This window comes from Vibrio jasicida CAIM 1864 = LMG 25398 (genome assembly GCF_000400365.1).
Lineage (GTDB): Bacteria > Pseudomonadota > Gammaproteobacteria > Enterobacterales > Vibrionaceae > Vibrio > Vibrio jasicida.
Genome location: NZ_BAOG01000009.1, coordinates 1 through 17,961, shown reverse-complemented (window position 1 = coordinate 17,961; position 17,961 = coordinate 1). Strand labels below are relative to the sequence as shown.

At 42.8% G+C, this 17,961-nt stretch carries 15 protein-coding genes and 1 other RNA gene; 11 read left to right on the top strand and 5 right to left on the bottom strand.

The window, feature by feature from the left end; genetic code table 11:
• Positions 1 to 9: 9 nt before the first annotated feature.
• The 3 genes from dnaK to grpE all read right to left on the bottom strand — a co-directional run bounded on the left by dnaK (position 10) and on the right by grpE (position 4,538).
• Positions 10 to 1,926, bottom strand: coding sequence for a molecular chaperone DnaK (gene dnaK, locus VJL_RS02770; protein WP_038875545.1), 1,917 nt, complete (start codon positions 1,924 to 1,926; stop codon positions 10 to 12).
• Positions 1,927 to 2,245: 319 nt separating this feature from the next.
• Positions 2,246 to 3,520, bottom strand: a complete 1,275-nt coding sequence (locus VJL_RS02765; protein WP_038868768.1) for a dicarboxylate/amino acid:cation symporter — start codon at positions 3,518 to 3,520, stop codon at positions 2,246 to 2,248.
• 421 nt (positions 3,521 to 3,941) lie between these two features.
• Positions 3,942 to 4,538 (bottom strand): nucleotide exchange factor GrpE, encoded by a 597-nt coding sequence (gene grpE / locus VJL_RS02760; RefSeq protein WP_038868770.1) that lies wholly within the window; start codon positions 4,536 to 4,538, stop codon positions 3,942 to 3,944.
• A 145-nt stretch (positions 4,539 to 4,683) separates the two neighbouring features.
• Between grpE and nadK the strand changes: the two genes are divergently transcribed.
• From nadK to VJL_RS02730, 6 genes are all read left to right on the top strand, one after another.
• Complete coding sequence (gene nadK, locus VJL_RS02755) at positions 4,684 to 5,568, top strand: NAD(+) kinase (RefSeq protein WP_038868771.1); 885 nt, start codon at positions 4,684 to 4,686, stop codon at positions 5,566 to 5,568.
• A 241-nt stretch (positions 5,569 to 5,809) separates the two neighbouring features.
• Complete coding sequence (locus VJL_RS02750; protein WP_038875542.1) at positions 5,810 to 6,997, top strand: DUF3103 domain-containing protein; 1,188 nt, start codon at positions 5,810 to 5,812, stop codon at positions 6,995 to 6,997.
• Positions 6,998 to 7,165: 168 nt separating this feature from the next.
• Entirely contained in the window at positions 7,166 to 8,830 is a 1,665-nt protein-coding gene (gene recN / locus VJL_RS02745; RefSeq protein ID WP_038875538.1) for a DNA repair protein RecN, read from the top strand.
• A 21-nt stretch (positions 8,831 to 8,851) separates the two neighbouring features.
• Positions 8,852 to 9,334: a GNAT family N-acetyltransferase gene (locus tag VJL_RS02740; protein ID WP_038875535.1), complete on the top strand. Its 483-nt coding sequence runs from the start codon at positions 8,852 to 8,854 to the stop codon at positions 9,332 to 9,334.
• 251 nt (positions 9,335 to 9,585) lie between these two features.
• Positions 9,586 to 9,945 (top strand): outer membrane protein assembly factor BamE, encoded by a 360-nt coding sequence (gene bamE / locus VJL_RS02735; RefSeq protein ID WP_038868775.1) that lies wholly within the window; start codon positions 9,586 to 9,588, stop codon positions 9,943 to 9,945.
• A 214-nt stretch (positions 9,946 to 10,159) separates the two neighbouring features.
• The gene (locus VJL_RS02730) at positions 10,160 to 11,425 is read left to right on the top strand and encodes an erythromycin esterase family protein (RefSeq protein WP_038875533.1); all 1,266 of its coding nucleotides are present in this window, start codon (positions 10,160 to 10,162) and stop codon (positions 11,423 to 11,425) included.
• A 54-nt stretch (positions 11,426 to 11,479) separates the two neighbouring features.
• Here the strand turns inward: VJL_RS02730 and VJL_RS02725 are convergent, their stop codons facing one another.
• Both VJL_RS02725 and VJL_RS02720 read right to left on the bottom strand, forming a co-directional pair.
• Positions 11,480 to 11,782: an RnfH family protein gene (locus VJL_RS02725; protein WP_038868778.1), complete on the bottom strand. Its 303-nt coding sequence runs from the start codon at positions 11,780 to 11,782 to the stop codon at positions 11,480 to 11,482.
• Positions 11,772 to 12,215, bottom strand: coding sequence for an SRPBCC family protein (locus tag VJL_RS02720; protein ID WP_005424743.1), 444 nt, complete (start codon positions 12,213 to 12,215; stop codon positions 11,772 to 11,774). Before VJL_RS02720 ends, VJL_RS02725 begins: the two co-directional genes overlap by 11 nt.
• 119 nt (positions 12,216 to 12,334) lie before the next feature.
• Between VJL_RS02720 and smpB the strand changes: the two genes are divergently transcribed.
• The 5 genes from smpB to VJL_RS02700 all read left to right on the top strand — a co-directional run bounded on the left by smpB (position 12,335) and on the right by VJL_RS02700 (position 17,205).
• Positions 12,335 to 12,820, top strand: coding sequence for an SsrA-binding protein SmpB (smpB, locus tag VJL_RS02715; RefSeq protein WP_038868779.1), 486 nt, complete (start codon positions 12,335 to 12,337; stop codon positions 12,818 to 12,820).
• Between the two features lie 66 nt (positions 12,821 to 12,886).
• Positions 12,887 to 13,253, top strand: a transfer-messenger RNA (tmRNA) gene (gene ssrA / locus VJL_RS27675).
• A gap of 95 nt (positions 13,254 to 13,348) precedes the next feature.
• On the top strand, positions 13,349 to 14,650 hold the full coding sequence (locus VJL_RS02710) for a site-specific integrase (protein ID WP_038875530.1): 1,302 nt from the start codon (positions 13,349 to 13,351) through the stop codon (positions 14,648 to 14,650).
• A 290-nt stretch (positions 14,651 to 14,940) separates the two neighbouring features.
• Complete coding sequence (locus VJL_RS02705; protein WP_050568803.1) at positions 14,941 to 16,095, top strand: site-specific integrase; 1,155 nt, start codon at positions 14,941 to 14,943, stop codon at positions 16,093 to 16,095.
• 60 nt (positions 16,096 to 16,155) lie between these two features.
• Positions 16,156 to 17,205, top strand: coding sequence for an AAA family ATPase (locus tag VJL_RS02700; RefSeq protein WP_050568802.1), 1,050 nt, complete (start codon positions 16,156 to 16,158; stop codon positions 17,203 to 17,205).
• Positions 17,206 to 17,961: the final 756 nt, after the last annotated feature.

Genomic DNA, 17,961 nt, shown 5'->3' with positions numbered 1-17,961 from the left:
TAAGAAAGCTTATTTCTTGTCGTCTTTAACTTCTTCGAACTCAGCATCAACTACGTCGTCTTCTTTAGACTGTTGAGCATCAGCGTCAGCACCTTGTGCTTGTTGAGCTTGAGCTTGTTGTTGAGCGATTTCCATTAGCTTTTGAGCTGCAGTCATAAGCGCTTGAACTTTCGCATCGATTGCTTCTTTGTCATCACCCTTACGAGCAGTTTCAAGCTCAGCGATAGCTGTTTCAACCTTCTCTTTCTCATCTGCAGGTAGTGCTTCACCAGCTTCTTCTACTTGCTTACGAGTACCGTGAATCATTTGGTCAGCTTGGTTACGTGCAGCCGCTAGCTCTTCGAACTTTTTGTCCGCTTCTTTGTTAGCTTCTGCTTCTTGAACCATTTTCTCGATGTCTTCGTCGCTTAGGCCGCCAGAAGCTTGGATAGTGATCTTCTGTTCTTTACCTGTTGACTTATCTTTCGCAGATACGTGAAGGATACCGTCAGCATCTAGGTCGAAAGTTACTTCGATTTGTGGCATACCACGAGGCGCAGCTTGAATGCCTTCTAGGTTGAATTGACCTAGAGACTTGTTGTATGACGCTTGCTTACGCTCACCTTGAAGAACATGGATTGTTACCGCGTTCTGGTTGTCTTCTGCTGTAGAGAAAACTTGGTTCGCTTTAGTTGGGATAGTTGTGTTTTTCTCAACTAGCTTAGTCATTACACCGCCCATTGTCTCAATACCTAGAGACAGTGGTGTTACGTCTAGTAGAAGTACGTCTTTTACTTCACCTGCAAGTACACCGCCTTGAACTGCAGCACCCATTGCTACTGCTTCATCAGGGTTTACGTCGCGGCGAGCTTCTTTACCGAAGAACTCAGCAACCTTCGCTTGAACCATAGGCATACGAGTCTGACCACCAACTAGGATTACGTCAGTGATGTCGTTTACAGATAGGTCAGCGTCAGCTAGAGCAACTTTTAGTGGTTCAAGAGAACGTTGTACTAGGTCTTCAACTAGAGATTCTAGTTTCGCACGAGTCACTTTCACGTTCATGTGCTTAGGACCAGTCGCGTCTGCAGTCACGTAAGGTAGGTTTACGTCAGTTTGAGAAGTAGAAGAAAGCTCAATTTTCGCTTTTTCTGCTGCTTCTTTAACACGTTGCATCGCTAGTGGATCGTTCTTAAGGTTGATACCTTGCTCTTTGTTGAACTCGTCAACTAGGTAGTTGATTAGACGTGTATCAAAGTCTTCACCACCAAGGTGAGTGTCACCGTTAGTTGCTAGAACTTCGAAAGTTTTCTCGCCTTCAACTTCATCGATTTCGATGATAGAGATATCGAATGTACCACCACCAAGGTCGTATACCGCAATAGTGCGGTCGCCGCCTGACTTGTCTAGGCCGTATGCTAGAGCAGCCGCTGTTGGTTCGTTGATGATACGTTTAACTTCTAGACCTGCGATACGGCCAGCGTCTTTTGTTGCTTGACGTTGAGCATCGTTAAAGTAAGCAGGAACTGTGATAACTGCGCCAGTTACTTCCTCACCTAGGAAGTCTTCAGCAGTTTTCTTCATTTTTTTCAAGATTTCAGCAGAAACTTGAGGAGCAGCCATTTTTTGGCCTTGCGCTTCTACCCAAGCGTCACCGTTGTCAGCCTTAACGATTTTGTAAGGCATGATTTCGATATCACGCTGAACTTCTTCATCTTCAAAGCGACGACCAATTAGACGCTTAATTGCAAATAGCGTGTTAGTTGGGTTTGTAACCGCTTGACGTTTTGCAGGTTGACCTACTAGCGTTTCACCATCGGTATATGCAACAACCGATGCCGTTGTGCGTTCGCCTTCAGCGTTTTCAATTACACGAGGTTTGTCGCCGTCTAGTACAGCAACACATGAGTTAGTAGTACCTAAGTCAATACCAATGATTTTACCCATCAGGCTATCTCCGAATAAATTCTATTTTCGTTTTGCTATATCCCCTATGTGGGGACGTAGAATCGGGTTTCAACCCTTGCTCACAAACAAAAATAATTATGTTTGCTTCTCTTATGCCCAATAGATAAGGGCTGCAAATGGCTTTTCAAGGGAAAGAGCAAAAAAAATTGAAAAAAGTTGTGCAAAAAGCGGGATGTTGGAATCTCGAAGCGCAGCGTTACATAGGACGAAGTCCGTTCCCGAAGCGAAGCGTCTATTAAAAAGAAAAAGCGAGGCCCTAAGACCTCGCTGTGAATTCGATTAAGTGAGCGATTAAGAATTACGCACTCGCTTGTGCTGGTTCAGCATCCACGATTTCTTCTTTACCAATCTCGCCTTCAGACTTAGCAACAATCGTGTTTACTGCTGTATCGCCGACTACGTTAGATGATGTACAGAACATATCGTTAATACGATCAACCGCTGCAACGATTGCTAGACCTTCTGGTGGTAGACCCAATTGGTGAAGGATAACACCAACCATCACTACACCGCCGCCAGGAACACCGCCAGCACCGATAGACAGTAGCAGAACCGTGAAGCCTAGAGTCACTAGGTCAGATACCGCAATAGGCTGACCAAACGCGTTTGCACAGAATACCGCTGCGATTGCGATGTAGATTGAAGCACCTGCCATGTTCATAGTTGCACCTAGTGGTACACCAAAACCAGCTACCGACTTAGACACACCAATCTTGTCAGTAAGAGTACGCATCGTTACTGGGATCGTCGCATTTGAACTTGCTGTAGATAGAGAGAACAACACTTGTTCACGCGTCTTACGAGAGAACTCGCGCGCAGAAATACCCGTGAACATTTGAACCGCTAGAGGGTAAACCACGAAGATCCAAAGCACTAGCATTGAAACCACAAGAGCAACGTAACCGGCTACTGATGCAAGCGTACCCGCATCCAAGGTTGCACCAAGTTGAATCATCAGAGCAAATACACCGTATGGCGCTAAGCTCATTACGAGACCAATTAGTTTCATCATGATTTCGTTCGCCATCTTAAAAGTACGAACCGCAGGGCCGCCTTTTGAATCAAGCGCTTGAATTGCAAGACCTGTCAGAATTGCCATAAAGATGATTTGTAGCATGTCGCCATTTGCAAACGCTTGTACAGGGTTGCTTGGAACAATGTTCACAACCATAGAGAAGATGTCTGGTGTTTCTGTTGACTTAAGCGCCACAGAATCAGAAATCGTACCCGCAAGGTTTGCACCTGCACCAGGCTGAACAATCATAGCAACAGTAAGAGCAGCAATGATCGCGACGACGGTATTTAAAATGTAAAGAGTAAAAGTTTTACCACCCAAGCGACCAAAAGAACGAATGTCTTTAAGTTCCACAATGCCACATACAATTGATACATAAACCAGAGGAACAACCAGAAGTTTAATCAGCGAAACGAACATGCCGCCCGCACCTTCTGCTGCACCTAGAATATAGGTATCAAAAATCGCAATACCGCTAAATAAGTACTGAATAGCTGTACCCAGCACGAGGCCGGCGAACAAGCCGATAAAAATCTTACTAGAAAGCGATTTATCCATCATAAATCTCCGAAATGTTGTGTTTGCTATTTATATTTTTATAGTTACATCTGCTAATTTTTACGGCAGACCTCGCGAATAATACACATCGGAGTTACAAAATAAAGGCTTTCTTTACAAGAATGTTAATAACTAACATTAAAAGTAAATCGCCAGTTCTAGATTGATATTCAGAATTTTATTTTGAAGACAAGTCATAACAGATACTTATAGACACAGCATCCCATAAGTAAGCAAGATAAAGAGAGGATATCTCCTATAGGAAAATTATTTGCCAATAGGAAAAAGTTTGAAGAGGATCAAATTTCGAAATTTAGCTCATATTCAGAGGAGTGAATATGAGAATGACAATGTTTGAAACAAAAATGCCCACTGAGAACCAGTAGGCATTTAAATAAATATATATCAGTAGGTTACTGAATTATTTTGCAACCATAACCATTGCAGGACGTACCACGCGACCGTTTAGCTCGTAACCTTTTTGCATTACGAACATAACGGTATTTGACTCATGGTCAGGGCTTTCTTGGATAGACATCGCTTGATGGAATTCAGGGTTGAAAGCTTCACCTTCTGGATTGATCTCTTTCAAACCAAATTTCGATACTGCGTCTACAAACGTCTTATGCGTTAGCTCAACACCTTCAAGAATTGGCTTAACCACTTCATGCTCAGCATCAGCAGCTTGGATAGCACGCTCTAGGTTGTCGATAACAGGAAGAAGCTCTTCAGCAAACTTGTTCAAAGCGTATTTACGCGCTTTATCAATTTCTTGCTCTGTACGACGACGCATGTTTTCTACTTCTGCTTTAGAACGTAGAACGGCATCTTGCTGATCTTTCACTTTCGTTTCACTTGATAGAAGTGCAGCTTCTAGTTGAGCAATCTTAGCGTCTTTTTCATCACCAATGTCTTCAAGTTCCGCTTCTGCTTCTTGAGCGGCTGCCTCTACTTTCTCAGCCTCTTCGATGATCTGATCAAGCTCGGCTTCAGTAACTTTGTTTTCTTCGTTGCTCATGATATCTCCAGAATCAACATAATGTCCTCAAAGCTTACGCACGTTTTGCGGGCTCTAACCACATTAAAATTCGCATATTTAGGTAACTTGCCATTATTATGGGGATGAAGATTCCTGATTCAAGCCTCTTTAATGCGGAAATGCTATGAAAAACCCATGTAACGTGATCGCGATTATCGGAAAACCTCGAGATCAGCAGGCTATTCAAACTCATAGAGAGCTTTACCAATGGTTAACCTCTGAAGGTTACCAAGTGTTTATCGATGACCGCCTTGCTGCAATTTTAGACGATATTCCACAAAATCAATTTGCCAGCCTAGTGGAACTTGGTAAAAACGCCGATCTTGCTATTGTCGTTGGAGGCGATGGCAACATGTTAGGTGCAGCTCGCATTTTATCTCGCTTTGATGTCGCAGTGATCGGTGTGAACCGAGGTAACCTTGGTTTCCTAACGGACCTTAACCCCGATGATTTCAAAACGGCATTGAAAGCCGTTCTGAATGGCGAATATATTGAAGAAGAGCGATTTTTACTTGAGGCCGAAGTGCATCGTCATGGCCAAATTAAAAGCCACAATGCCGCCCTAAATGAAGCAGTACTTCACCCTGGTCAAGTCGCACATATGATCGAGTTTGAAGTTTACATTGATGACAGTTTTGCGTTTTCGCTGCGCGCCGACGGTTTAATCGTTTCAACGCCAACAGGTTCAACCGCTTATTCCCTTTCCGGTGGTGGTCCTATCTTGTCGCCAAGCTTGAATGCAATCTCTTTAGTACCTATGTTTCCTCACACTCTTTCAAGCCGTCCTTTGGTGGTTGATGGAAAACGACGCATTAAATTGATCGTGTCACCAGAAAACCGCGGTACGCAAGAAGTCAGTTGTGATGGACAAGTTTCACTACCGGTTTCTCCAGGCGATGAAGTTCATATTTATCAAAGCCCGAATGTACTTAAACTGATCCACCCAAAAGACTACAGCTACTACCACGTGCTAAGAAACAAGCTCGGTTGGTCAAGCAAATTGTTTTAACAAGAAAGGTTGATGTGAAGGCATCAACCTTTTTTCTATGCTCTCATTAACTCCAATTTCATCGCCTACCCAAGGCGACACAGATTAATTCCTTGTTAAATTTAATTTTATAAAACTTGATCTTGTGGGTAAATTTTATACAAAATTCTGAGCTCAAATTGAAAGGTGTCCGACTGATGATATTCTCAGTATGAATAGAATATAAACTCTAATTCATACTTATTATCTCAAAGGGCACATTATGAAAAAAACAATGATATTGTCCGTTCTCAGTACGTTAGCGCTTGCTGGCTGTCAATCTGAGGAGGCAAAGGTTACCGATATATCAAACGCAAAAGCCGAGGACATCTCGAATACCAAGCGGACACTGGCTCTGCAACTCAGCGAAAGTTATGCCAACATAGAACCCATGCTGCGCAAAGACATCACTGCCGAACACATTAATGTCCCCCTTTCCTCATTCGTCAAACAGAAACCTTTATCAGCATTTAGCCAACAACTCATACAAGCCGATACACAAATTCGAGCGTGGAAAGGCATCTCTGAATACTCCGATCAATTGCTTGAAGTTCGACTTGCAAATGAAGAAATGCTCGGCGTGTGGCAAGAAGGGGCCGTCGACCCACTCTTTGCTTTCGAACCAACAGGGGATGATGAGCAGTGGCAATACATCGAAGCTTACGATGTTTATGGCCAAGTCCACCAACTCGATGTCTATCAACTTCCAGACGTGCCTGTATTGGTTGTCGACAGCAACAGCTCTGCAGAGCTAAAAGCTGGGCTACAGGCTATGCAGGCAGAAATGAGCAAGCTTGGGCAAGCAACCATGGTCCAACCCTATATGACTGACATCGCAAAGGCTCAAAAATCTCTTTTCTCCCACACAGAAAGTACACCTCAACCAATTCAAACTACGGTTTTGAAGAAGATTCGTCTTGCCAATGACCAAGAGCCTTGGATTTCAGGAAAAGCTGAAATCTACGCCATTGTCACAGGTGTAAACCCTACGCGTGATGAACCCACTTTGGATCTCGTCGAGCTACCTTATTTGGATTACGACAACACCACCTACTTACCCAACCAAATCATCATTCACTGGTCTCGTTACCGTTGGGGGGCGGCGGATATCGTCTTAATGGAGCAAGATGACGGCACCGATTACAAACAGTTAGCCAAACTGCTTGTTCAGGTTGCAGAAGAAGTCCTGAAGGCAATTCCAGATCCCGAAGTTCAGGCCTATGCCATTATTCCTCAGATCACCAACAAAATTATCGATGCGATTCCGGATGGCGCACTCACTAACGATGACGATTTTATCGATGTGTATTACCCCCTGATGCAAGACACTTCCTATGTCGACCATCCTGGAGCAGGGGTTAATGCTGTGGCAACGTTTGAGCCGCTCACAATTAACCCAACTCGACCGTAACTTGTTCAATTTTAATAGGTCGTTGCATTTGCTCGGCCTATTTTTCTCTTCACCATCACAAAAAATACCTTCTTCCTACAAAAAATCCAGCAGCCACCTTTACTGTATAAAGAAACAGTATATACTGTTTTCTTATACAGTATTGTTCAGTTATACAGGTAAATAAAAATGCTGGCTCATCTAAGTGTTAATAATTTTGCGATTGTTAAGTCTTTACAGCTCGAGCTTTCAAAGGGCATGACCACCATCACTGGTGAAACAGGTGCAGGTAAATCTATTGCAATTGACGCATTAGGTCTTTGTTTAGGCGGGCGTGCCGATGCAGGCATGGTACGACAAGGCGAAGAGAAAACAGAAGTCAGCGCCGCCTTTTTACTGGACAACAATCTACACGCAACGCGTTGGCTAGAAGATAACGACCTGCTGGATGGCAGCGAATGTATCTTGCGTCGCATCATCACGAAAGAAGGCCGTTCTCGAGCCTTTATCAATGGCAGCCCAGTCCCTCTTTCACAACTCAAATCTCTTGGGCAGTTATTGATCAACATCCATGGACAGCACGCGCATCATCAGTTGATGAAGAGCGAGCATCAAATGGCCATGCTGGACCAATATGCTGGACATTTAAACCTATTAAAAAGCACACGCAGTGCTTACCAGCATTGGCGTCAAGCAGACAACAACCTTAAGCAACTAAAAGAGAACAGCCAGCAAAATCAGGCTCAAAAACAGTTGCTTGAATACCAAATTAAAGAACTGAATGAGTTATCGCTAGGTGAAGAAGAATTCGCAGAGCTCGAGCAAGAGCACAAACGACTGTCCAATAGTGGTGAACTCGCCACTACCTGTCAGCAAGCCCTCGAACTTATTTACGAAGGTGAAGAAGTCAATGCGCTTGGTATTTTGCAATCGGCCAATCACTCCCTAATCCAGTTAGCCGAATTGGATGAGAAGTTAGCTGAATTGCCAAACATGCTGGCAGAGGCAATGATCCAGCTAGAAGAAACCAAAAACGAACTTCGCAGCTACCTAGATGGCATTGATGTCGATCCCGGTCGCATGGCTTATGTCGAAGAACGTTTTTCTAAAGTGATGTCGATGGCTCGCAAACACCATGTTATGCCCGATGAGCTATACCAACATCACCAAGATCTTCTTGCACAAATCGAAGCATTAGATTGCTCTGACGAGCGTCTGGATGAACTCGCTCAAGAAGTAGAACAGAAATACCAAAGCTTCTTAACTCAAGCAGAGAAGCTGCACAAGTCACGTAGCCGTTACGCAAAAGAGCTGAACAAACTTATCACGCAAAGCATGCACGAATTGAGCATGGAGAAAGCGGTATTCAGCATCGAGGTAAACAACGAAAACCTCCACCCATCTCCATTGGGTATGGACAGTGTGTGTTTCTTGGTCTCAACCAACCCAGGTCAGCCATTACAACCTATCGCTAAAGTCGCATCAGGTGGTGAGCTATCACGTATCTCGCTAGCAATACAAGTTATCACCGCACAAAAAGTGGATACGCCAAGCTTGATCTTCGATGAAGTGGATGTCGGTATCAGCGGCCCAACGGCTGCGGTTGTCGGTAAGATGCTGCGCAAATTAGGCGAATCGACTCAAGTGATGTGTGTAACCCACTTACCGCAAGTTGCTGGCTGTGGTCATCAACAAATGTTTGTTGCTAAACACACCAAGAGTGGGCAAACCGAAACAAAAATGCATACCCTAGATGAGCAACAACGTGTGGCAGAACTCGCTCGTTTATTGGGCGGAAGCCAAATTACCGACTCAACATTAGCCAACGCAAAAGAATTACTCATCGCGGCTTAACCATTCAACAAGGGATGAGAAATGGATATCAAAGCCATCAGCAAAGAAAACTGTTTAGAGCTCGTCCCTCTTTTTATTGAGTTAGAATGCTATTACTTCAAAGAGGACGCCGCATCAGAGAATGAATTGACGCATTATCTAAAGCACCAAGTCTTCTCTGAGCATTCTAGTATCAAAATCATCGCAGCTTATGAGCGCGACTCTATTATTGGTTTTGCGTCTTACACAGTGATGTACCCTGCCCCTAAACTTTCCGGCCAAATGTACATGAAAGATCTCTTCGTTTCTTCAATCGCGAGAGGAAAAGGCGTTGGTATTCAACTAATGAAACATTTAGCGACCCTAGCAGTTACCTCGGGTTGCCAAAGACTTGATTGGACAGCAGAAAACACCAATCCTATCGCTGGTCAATTTTACCGCTCCATAGGTGCAGCACACCTTGTTGAAAAAGAATATTATCGGTTTGAAGGTGAAACGCTCAAAGCATTTTCCCTCCCGCAATAATGCAACGCACGGCCAACAGTAGTCGCCCTCACGAAATATTGCAGGCGATCTCTTAAATCCCATATCATAAAAAGCACACAACATGCTTGATGAGTCATGTTCCGCCAGTTATCGTCTAATATCAGCGAATAAATGCAACTCAACTCAAAATTCGTTGTCAGATTTTCTACCATACGACGCATAGCTTTTTACATCTGCGTCGAGCTTGTTTATTATCAGCGCAGTATTTTAAAGGTTACTAAGAAATTATTATGCAATTAAAGAAGTGGTTAGTTGCCGTACCATTAGCAATGACTTTGCTGACAGGATGTTCGGTATTGGAAAAACTGGTTTATCGTATTGATATCAACCAAGGCAACTATGTAGAACAAAGTGCGGTTGATAAATTAAAGTTTGGGATGACTAAAGCACAAGTTCGCTACGTTCTTGGTTCGCCTATGTTGGTTGAAAATGGCTACCCAAATACTTGGTACTACATTTACCATCACACTCCTGGGCACGGTGAACCTGTGCAAAAAGATCTGGTTGTTCAATTCAATGACCAAGGTACGTTAGCCGATCTGACTGGCGACTACCCGAAAAGTGATGCCTTTTACGAGAAGATTCAGTAGCCCATCTTTATTTTCACAGAATTCTCAAAGCCTCCTCGCCGGAGGCTTTTTTATTGCTTCATTACCCCATAAACCGAATCACAAACTATCTCGTTATTTGTTCTCTTACTCATTGGAATATTTGAATAAACTCGCAGATCATTTTCACGTTAGTTTTCTATGCAACTAAGCACATCTATTCTGAGTGTAGAATTTTTCATGTAGGAACACGAAAATGAAAGCACTATCATGCGGTTTGCTTGCCTTATCTTCTCTAGCTCTGCTTGGATGTGGTGAGGACGATAACCAAGAACAAATCCACATAACATCTCACATAAAAAGCTTGGAGTTTAACCACACGGATAACTCCGACTTGGAAGCCGTAAAACAAGCTGTCGCTGGAAAATCATTCATTGGTTTAGGAGAAGCAACGCATGGTGGTGCACAAGGCTTTAAAGCCAAGTCGCGAATAACCAAATACCTGCATCAAGAAGGTGAAATAGATGTACTCGCCATGGAAAGTGGACTGTATGACGGCCTTCGCCTTTGGCAGAGATTAATGGATGGAGAAGTGACCGATGTTCGAGATGCCATGCTGTACTCCTTCATGTTCTTGTACGCTGAAACCCCTGAGATTTACCCACTCTATGAATACGTAGAACAGCAAGCGTTTACCGATACACCACTGTATTTGGTTGCTTTTGATGGTAGACACAGTAGCGATCCAGCTTGTAGCCTCATGCTGCCGGAGATGCAAACCTTCGTCGAAAAATATCAACTCATCAACCTTGATTGGCAAAGTTTTATCGCCAATGGCGAAGCCATGATGTGCCCTTGGTATTTCGATAAGCCAGATAACAGCGCACAACAAGCCTTTATCAACCAACTGGCTTCACTCAACTCCGTAATGTCTCAAATGAAAGCCGAACAATACCTTCCTCCACTCACAGAGCGCCAAGATTTTCGTGAGTATGCGACTTTTTGGTTACAGATAGTCAAAAGCATGCAAGCCCACGTTCAAAGCCGTTGGTTTGACACCTACAATCCAGATGAGATCATGCAAGCGGACAACTTGCGCTGGTTACAAAAAGAATGGTTACCACAAAAAAGTATTTTGGCGTGGGGACATAACGTCCACATCAGCAGTTATGTTGGTGCTTGGCCAGACAGCACAGGTGCATTTTGGCACTTAAAACAGCAAGTAAACCCTAATGAGGTATATAGCTTAATCCATGCTTTTGAAGACGGTTACATTACACCAATGGAATCAGACCCTGAGTTACGTGCTATCCCTCATTTCGCAACAAATAAGCTGGGAAGTGTCGAGAAACTCTTAGCAAAAAATGGCGTCGAGAATGCGTTCATAAAAATGGAAGATATCGCAAACTTAACGTACCCAAATAGCATCATTAAGCAGCCAATCAACTACGCTACAGAACTGGCCGACGGCATCATCTACACCAGAACAGAAACACCAAGCTCTATTGACTCTCCAAGATAGCACCTTAAAACAAAAAACCTCCCATTTGGGAGGTTTTTCAGCTGTCCATAAGCGTTACTTAGCTGCTTTTGCTTGCTCTGCACGTTTACGGCGAATTTCTTTTGGATCGGCCAATAACGGTCGGTATATCTCGATACGATCTTTATCACGGATAGTTGCATCTAAACGAACATTTCGACTGTATACGCCGACTTTATTCTTTTTCAAATCAACTTCAGGGTACAGTTCCAGAACACCAGATTGACGAATGATCTCTTCAACTGTCGCTTGTTTGTTCACAACTAGATTAAACACACGTTGTTCTTGAGGAAGCGCATACACCACCTCAACGTGAATCATGTCCGACTCAATACTCATAACACTCGTACACCTGTTTCGCACGTTTAGTAAAAGCGTTCACCATATTACTGGTTAGCTCATTAAATATTTTGCCGAAAGCCATTTCGATCATCTTGCTCGAAAACTCAAACTCAAGCTTTAGTTCTACTTTACACGCTTGCTCATCCAAAGCAGTGAAGATCCAACCACCACGCAGCGTCTTAAAGGGACCATCCACCAAGTTCATCATAATAGCCTGACCTGGGATGAGTTCATTTGAAGTTGTGAACGTTTTGCTGATACCCGCTTTCGCAACATCGACAGAAGCCACCATACCCTCGCCCGAAGACTCAATGATTCGTGAACCTGAACAACCAGGTAGAAACTCAGGATACTTCGAAACATCATTGACCAGATCGAACATCTGCTCTGCACTAAAAGACACCAAAGCAGAACGGCTGATTTGCTTCATACACACTCCTATCGATACGCGTACATGTTTTAAGGCTTGTGCCAATTTTACTTTTATTCCACGATAGCGCAAATAAAAGGATTTCCTAACGTATATCCAACCCGTATAATGAGCCCATTATGGTAAAGAAAAAATCAAAGCAAAAAGCGGGTAGCAACACTATCGCGCTGAATAAAAAAGCTCGCCACGAATACTTCATTGACGATGAAATTGAAGCCGGCTTGGAGCTACAAGGCTGGGAAGTGAAAGCCCTTCGCCAAGGAAAAGCTAATATCGCCGAAAGCTATGTTTTCATGCGTGACGGTGAGGCTTTTGTGAGCGGAATGACCATCACTCCTCTTAATCAAGCATCAACTCACGTTGTCGCAAACCCTACACGTGTGCGTAAACTATTGATGAGTCGTCGTGAACTCGACAACCTTCTTGGTCGCATTAACCGTGAAGGTATGACGCTAGCAGCACTGTCACTGTACTGGTCTCGCTCTTGGGTGAAGATCAAAATCGGTGTTGCAAAAGGTAAAAAGCTTCACGACAAACGTACTGATATGAAAGAAAAAGATTGGGCTCGCGATAAAGCACGTATCATGAAGAGTAACTTGCGTTAATCTTGAGCACTTAAACGCACAGAGCTAGACAAGGAAAGCTTTTCTGGTACTATGCGGATAACACTTGGGGCTGATTTAGGATTCGACAGGAATTTTGAAGTCTGAGGTGCATGCCGTGGGGCGGTTGGCCACGTAAAAAGCCGCAAAAAAATAGTCGCAAACGACGAAAACTACGCACTAGCAGCTTAATAACCTGCTTAGAGCTCTCTTACCCTAGCTTCCGCTCGTAAGACGGGGACCAATAAGAGATCAAACCCAAACTAGCTAGCGTGGCTTCTCCCACCTGAGAGGAAAAGCGCGAATTATAATTCAGGTTAGCCTTTAACTAGCGTGTCGGTTCGCAGGTTGCTGGTGAAATTAAAGATCGACTAAGCATGTAGTACCAATGATGAATGATTTTTGGACGCGGGTTCAACTCCCGCCAGCTCCACCAAACGTTTGGAAAGGGCGGTAAGTATCTGACTTACCGCCCTTTTTTATTTTGGGGATAAACAGATACTGCGTTTGTACTAAAAAAAGGTACTAAACATGCGCTATCTAACACTATCTAAATCAGGCATTTGGCAGTTTCGTTATCAGATCCCACTGAGATTGAGACTGCATTTTGATGATCGCTGTGAAATCAAACGTTCGCTAAAAACATCCTCTAAACGTACCGCAAGAATACTAGCTCTTAAGTTAGAGCTAGAGATCCTTCAAAAAACAGAAGCAACCCCTCTGTCTGATGAACAGCCATTGTCAACTCAGGTAGAAAAGATATGCCTCCCTTCACAGAGAATAAAAACTCCAACTAGACTTTGTCCCTTTGAAACTTTGGAACGTTTCTACAACTACAAACTGGATCACGTTGCTATTAAAACAGCAGATAGTCTAAAGGCTCAATGCAAAACGATTTTGGAGTTATCAGGTAAGTCAACGTTAAAAAAAATCCGCAGAGCAGAGGCCGAGGAGATAAAAAAGAAACTACAACATTATCCTACTAACAAGAACAAACAACCTGAATTCAAAAACCTAAGTGCAATAGAAGCTGTAAGACTTAATGAGCGTATGGGTAAGCCTTCGCTTAGTGAAGAGAGCATTAAAGACTATATACAGAAGTGCTCTTCATTTTTTGACTGGTGCCTAGTAAATGAATTAACGGATGTTAACCCTTTTAAGGGCTTGAAGTTCAAAAAGCAGAAAAAAGATAGTGAAGGTAAGCACCACTACACAGCAAGTGAGCAAGTCACTATTTTCTCTGACCCGATCTTCACTCAGCATGAGTATCTACACCCTTACTACTTCTGGTTACCAATATTGGCCAAGTTTACTGGAGCACGATTAAACGAACTATGCCAACTACATACTAAAGACATAAAGTGCATAGACTCAATCTGGTGTATTTCTATTACAGATGAAAGGGATGACCAAAAACTCAAAACACTCCAGAGCAAAAGACTCGTACCACTGCATGATTTTATTATTCAACTTGGCTTTCTAGGGTACGTAGAGTCACTGGGGAACAACAGACTATTCCCTGAATTAAAGATGACAAGAGACGGTTATGGCTCAGCACCTTCCAAGTGGTTTGGTCGCTTCAAATCAAGACTTGGCTTTGCCAAAAAACATGATTTTCACTCTTTTCGCCACACAGCTGCAACTGAACTAAAAAATGCAATGGTGACACCAGAAGTTGCAGCTTCAATCCTTGGGCACTTACTGAACAATATAACATATGATAGGTATGGAAAAGGGTATGAACTGAAGGTCTTAAAAAATGCCGTAGATAAGATTCCATCAGAAGCATTGAAGTCCATAAAACCCTACATAAATACTAACTCGAGCGCATAGCTTTACGACTAATAAACAGTCAAATCTCAAATCAAAGCTAAAAAAGCGAAAATTTTTTGATTTTTTTCACTTTTCACAAAATGAAAAACACATTTTGTCCTCGATAAGGGGGTTTAAAGGGTGGATTAACAGCTATCTACCCTTTGAATCGACCTTTTCAGCATGTACCTCAAAACATACCTCTTCTCACCCTCTTAAACGCCGTTCGGTCATTTGTCGACCACTTTTATATATAAAAAATTGCCGTTAGGATGCGCCTCATTGATGAGTTAATACGAGGCTACGTAACTATGCTATCTGCTGTAAATCCACAACTTGCGAGTAATTCGAATATTGGCCTATTAGCCACGGAGATGTTGAACAAGACTTCGGAAAGTTTGTACCACCTCCCTCTTCCTCGAAGTGCTAAGCAAAAAAAGAATTTATCTTCCCTAGAGTTGCTAGAAAAATACACCGAGTCACGCATTCGTTTCAAACCGCCAAGTAAGAAGTGCATACTTCAAGACCACGGGGTTATGAAGAATGCCCTAGAACTATTCCCCTTCAATGATATGAACGAAATTGATCGAGAAAATGCAGAGTGGCTTCGTAATGTTTTGTATTTACTACCTAAGAACTTTCGTAAACAGCGTTGCTTTGACGGGTTAGTTGGTATTGAGGTAATCCAAGCGAACTCTACTTTGAAAAAAGCTACGTTAGCTCCTTTATCTGTAAAAGGGATAATTCAAAAACTCTCTACATTTTGCAACTGGGCAGTAGCTCATGGCTATATCGAAACAAATGTCTTCCGTAGCTTACCTACGCTGCCTCAAAGGTCAGAAGACGAGCGTCAGCCATTTACGCCAGAAGATCTAAACCTTATCTTCAACATCAGCGATTACGTTAAACATCAGTATCACCACCCATATTACTATTGGCTACCACTTATGATGCGTTATACCGGGGCAAGGATGAACGAGATATGCCAACTTCGAACATCTGAAGTAGTTATCACAGCTGATATCCCCTACTTAAAAATACGTGAACTGCACGCTGATCAAACATTAAAAACTTCTTATTCTTTTCGCTTTGTTCCTATACACAGCGAACTAATTAGGCTTGGATTTCTTGATTTCGTAGCTACAAGGCAACACGAACGGCTTTTTCCAGAACTTAAGCGATACAACGGCTACTACTCACACTACGCCTCCAAATGGTTCAAACATCGTCGAGATAAGATCGGGTTTGATAAAGGTAAAGATGGACACTCATTTCGCCACAACTTTGTGAATGAGCTGAAACAAAACTTGGTCTCGAGGGAAGTGATTGAATGCTTGGTTGGTCACGCTCACAGGTCTGACTCTTTCAATGTTTACAGCAAACAATATGGGGTAGAAGTTCTTAAAAGCTTCATTGAGCAGATTGATACATCAAATACATCCCACCTCAAACCCTACTTTGAGTAGATGGAACAACAACCCCCCCGATTTAGTGGTTTTTAGTAAATAGAATCAAAAGAGAATTATATGTCATTAGCACTAGACAAATCAGCGCTTCAATTTCGAGGCTTTACCTTCACAAGAGGTTCGGATGGTTATCAAAAACCGACTCCTTGGCTGGTGAAGGACTACCTACCTTCTGACTCCTTTGGCGTAATTTATGGACAATCCGGCTCATTAAAGACATTCATTGCACTTGAAATTGCCTGCGCAGTTGCCACTGGCTCAACATGGAACAACAAGTCCGTAGATGCCGGTGCTGTATTGTACATCGCAGCAGAAGGCGGCAACGGCGTATCTAGTCGATTAAAAGCATGGGAAACCATAAACTCACTTGAAGCAACTGATGTATTTAAGCATGTAGGAAGCGTGTTTGTAGCACGCAAAGATGTACGTGACGAATTTACCAAAGCTATGAAAGAGCTTGAATCAAGCCTAAACGTCAAATTTAAGTTAGTCATTTTCGATACTCTCGCACAAAATTTCGAAGGTGATGAAAACTCATCTCAAGCAATGAGTGAGTTTGTTCGGGGGTGCAATAAACTACGCAACGATGCTGATGTAAGCGTAATGTGCATCCATCACACAGGTAAAGATGAAGCTAAGGGAAGTCGTGGCAGTAACGCTTTAGTGGGTGCTTGTGATTATGAATATCATGTCAAACGCAGGAACAATAGCCTCATAGCTACTCTTATCAATACTAAGCAAAAAGATGCTGAACCAAGCGAAACTGTTGAGCTTGAGTTTGAATCAGTCCCCCTCGACATAAGAGACGGTGACCAGAAGCCAATTACATCTTTAGCTCGAGTTAAACCTATTTCGGTCAAAACTAAACAAACATTGCTAGAACAAGAGCCGATAGTTCAATGCCTTAAACAGCAACTAAACGGTTCAGCTACTCGAGAAGCGATCAAACAAAGAATTTACTCCAAAGAAACTATTGGCAACTGGGGTAACAGTGAAACAAAGGACTTTTATCGAAAGTTCAATAAGCTAGAAGAAGCCGGACTAGTAAAAGTTACACAGATTTCTTCCAATCGACGGTCTATGCAAGACATAGCTTGCTTGGCGGCTTAAAGCTAATTATGACACTGTGACGCACCCTATAGGTGCGTCACTATGTCATAAGCCATTAAGCCTCCGTCAATAAATACTACTGTAACTTCAGTTCATCGGTTTCCCCCTACCAAAACCCCATATTAATTATAAATCTATTAGTTTTTTTGAGGTGAGAAGTACGTGATTAACAATAGCACGAACCTCATATTATCAATTAGTTGTCCCCTCCCCATCACTCAATACATTAAAGTACAAAACCACATAACAGCTGGGTGAGAACCACGTGACAAGCTAAACACTGACACCACCTAATATCTTGGTGAGATGTGTGTGACAAATTGACATTGAAATGCTTTTTATCAATAACTTGCAGCTACAAACACTCCATAAATACGTCTCTAAAACCACGAAACGGCTGGGTGAGAACCACGTGACACGCTAAACACTGACACCACCTAATACCTTGGTGAGATGTGTGTGACAAATTGACATTAAAATTACTTTTATCAATAACTTGCAGCTACAAACACTCCATAAATACGTCTCTAAAACCACGAAACGGCTGGGTGAGAACCACGTGACACACTAAACACTGACACGACCTAACACCTTGGTGAGATGTGTGTGACAAATCGACACTAAAATGTTTTATATCAACAACTTGTAACTAAAAACACTCCATGAACACGCCTCTAGAATCACAAAACGACTAGGTGAGAACCACGTGACACATTAAACACTGACACGACCTAATACCTTGGTGAGATGTGTGTG

Coding starts and splice junctions, on each gene's coding strand:
- dnaK (WP_038875545.1), bottom strand. CDS start 1,926: ATGGGTAAAATCATTGGTATTGACTTAGGTACTACTAACTCATGTGTT.
- VJL_RS02765 (WP_038868768.1), bottom strand. CDS start 3,520: ATGGATAAATCGCTTTCTAGTAAGATTTTTATCGGCTTGTTCGCCGGC.
- grpE (WP_038868770.1), bottom strand. CDS start 4,538: ATGAGCAACGAAGAAAACAAAGTTACTGAAGCCGAGCTTGATCAGATC.
- nadK (WP_038868771.1), top strand. CDS start 4,684: ATGAAAAACCCATGTAACGTGATCGCGATTATCGGAAAACCTCGAGAT.
- VJL_RS02750 (WP_038875542.1), top strand. CDS start 5,810: ATGAAAAAAACAATGATATTGTCCGTTCTCAGTACGTTAGCGCTTGCT.
- recN (WP_038875538.1), top strand. CDS start 7,166: ATGCTGGCTCATCTAAGTGTTAATAATTTTGCGATTGTTAAGTCTTTA.
- VJL_RS02740 (WP_038875535.1), top strand. CDS start 8,852: ATGGATATCAAAGCCATCAGCAAAGAAAACTGTTTAGAGCTCGTCCCT.
- bamE (WP_038868775.1), top strand. CDS start 9,586: ATGCAATTAAAGAAGTGGTTAGTTGCCGTACCATTAGCAATGACTTTG.
- VJL_RS02730 (WP_038875533.1), top strand. CDS start 10,160: ATGAAAGCACTATCATGCGGTTTGCTTGCCTTATCTTCTCTAGCTCTG.
- VJL_RS02725 (WP_038868778.1), bottom strand. CDS start 11,782: ATGAGTATTGAGTCGGACATGATTCACGTTGAGGTGGTGTATGCGCTT.
- VJL_RS02720 (WP_005424743.1), bottom strand. CDS start 12,215: ATGAAGCAAATCAGCCGTTCTGCTTTGGTGTCTTTTAGTGCAGAGCAG.
- smpB (WP_038868779.1), top strand. CDS start 12,335: ATGGTAAAGAAAAAATCAAAGCAAAAAGCGGGTAGCAACACTATCGCG.
- VJL_RS02710 (WP_038875530.1), top strand. CDS start 13,349: ATGCGCTATCTAACACTATCTAAATCAGGCATTTGGCAGTTTCGTTAT.
- VJL_RS02705 (WP_050568803.1), top strand. CDS start 14,941: ATGCTATCTGCTGTAAATCCACAACTTGCGAGTAATTCGAATATTGGC.
- VJL_RS02700 (WP_050568802.1), top strand. CDS start 16,156: ATGTCATTAGCACTAGACAAATCAGCGCTTCAATTTCGAGGCTTTACC.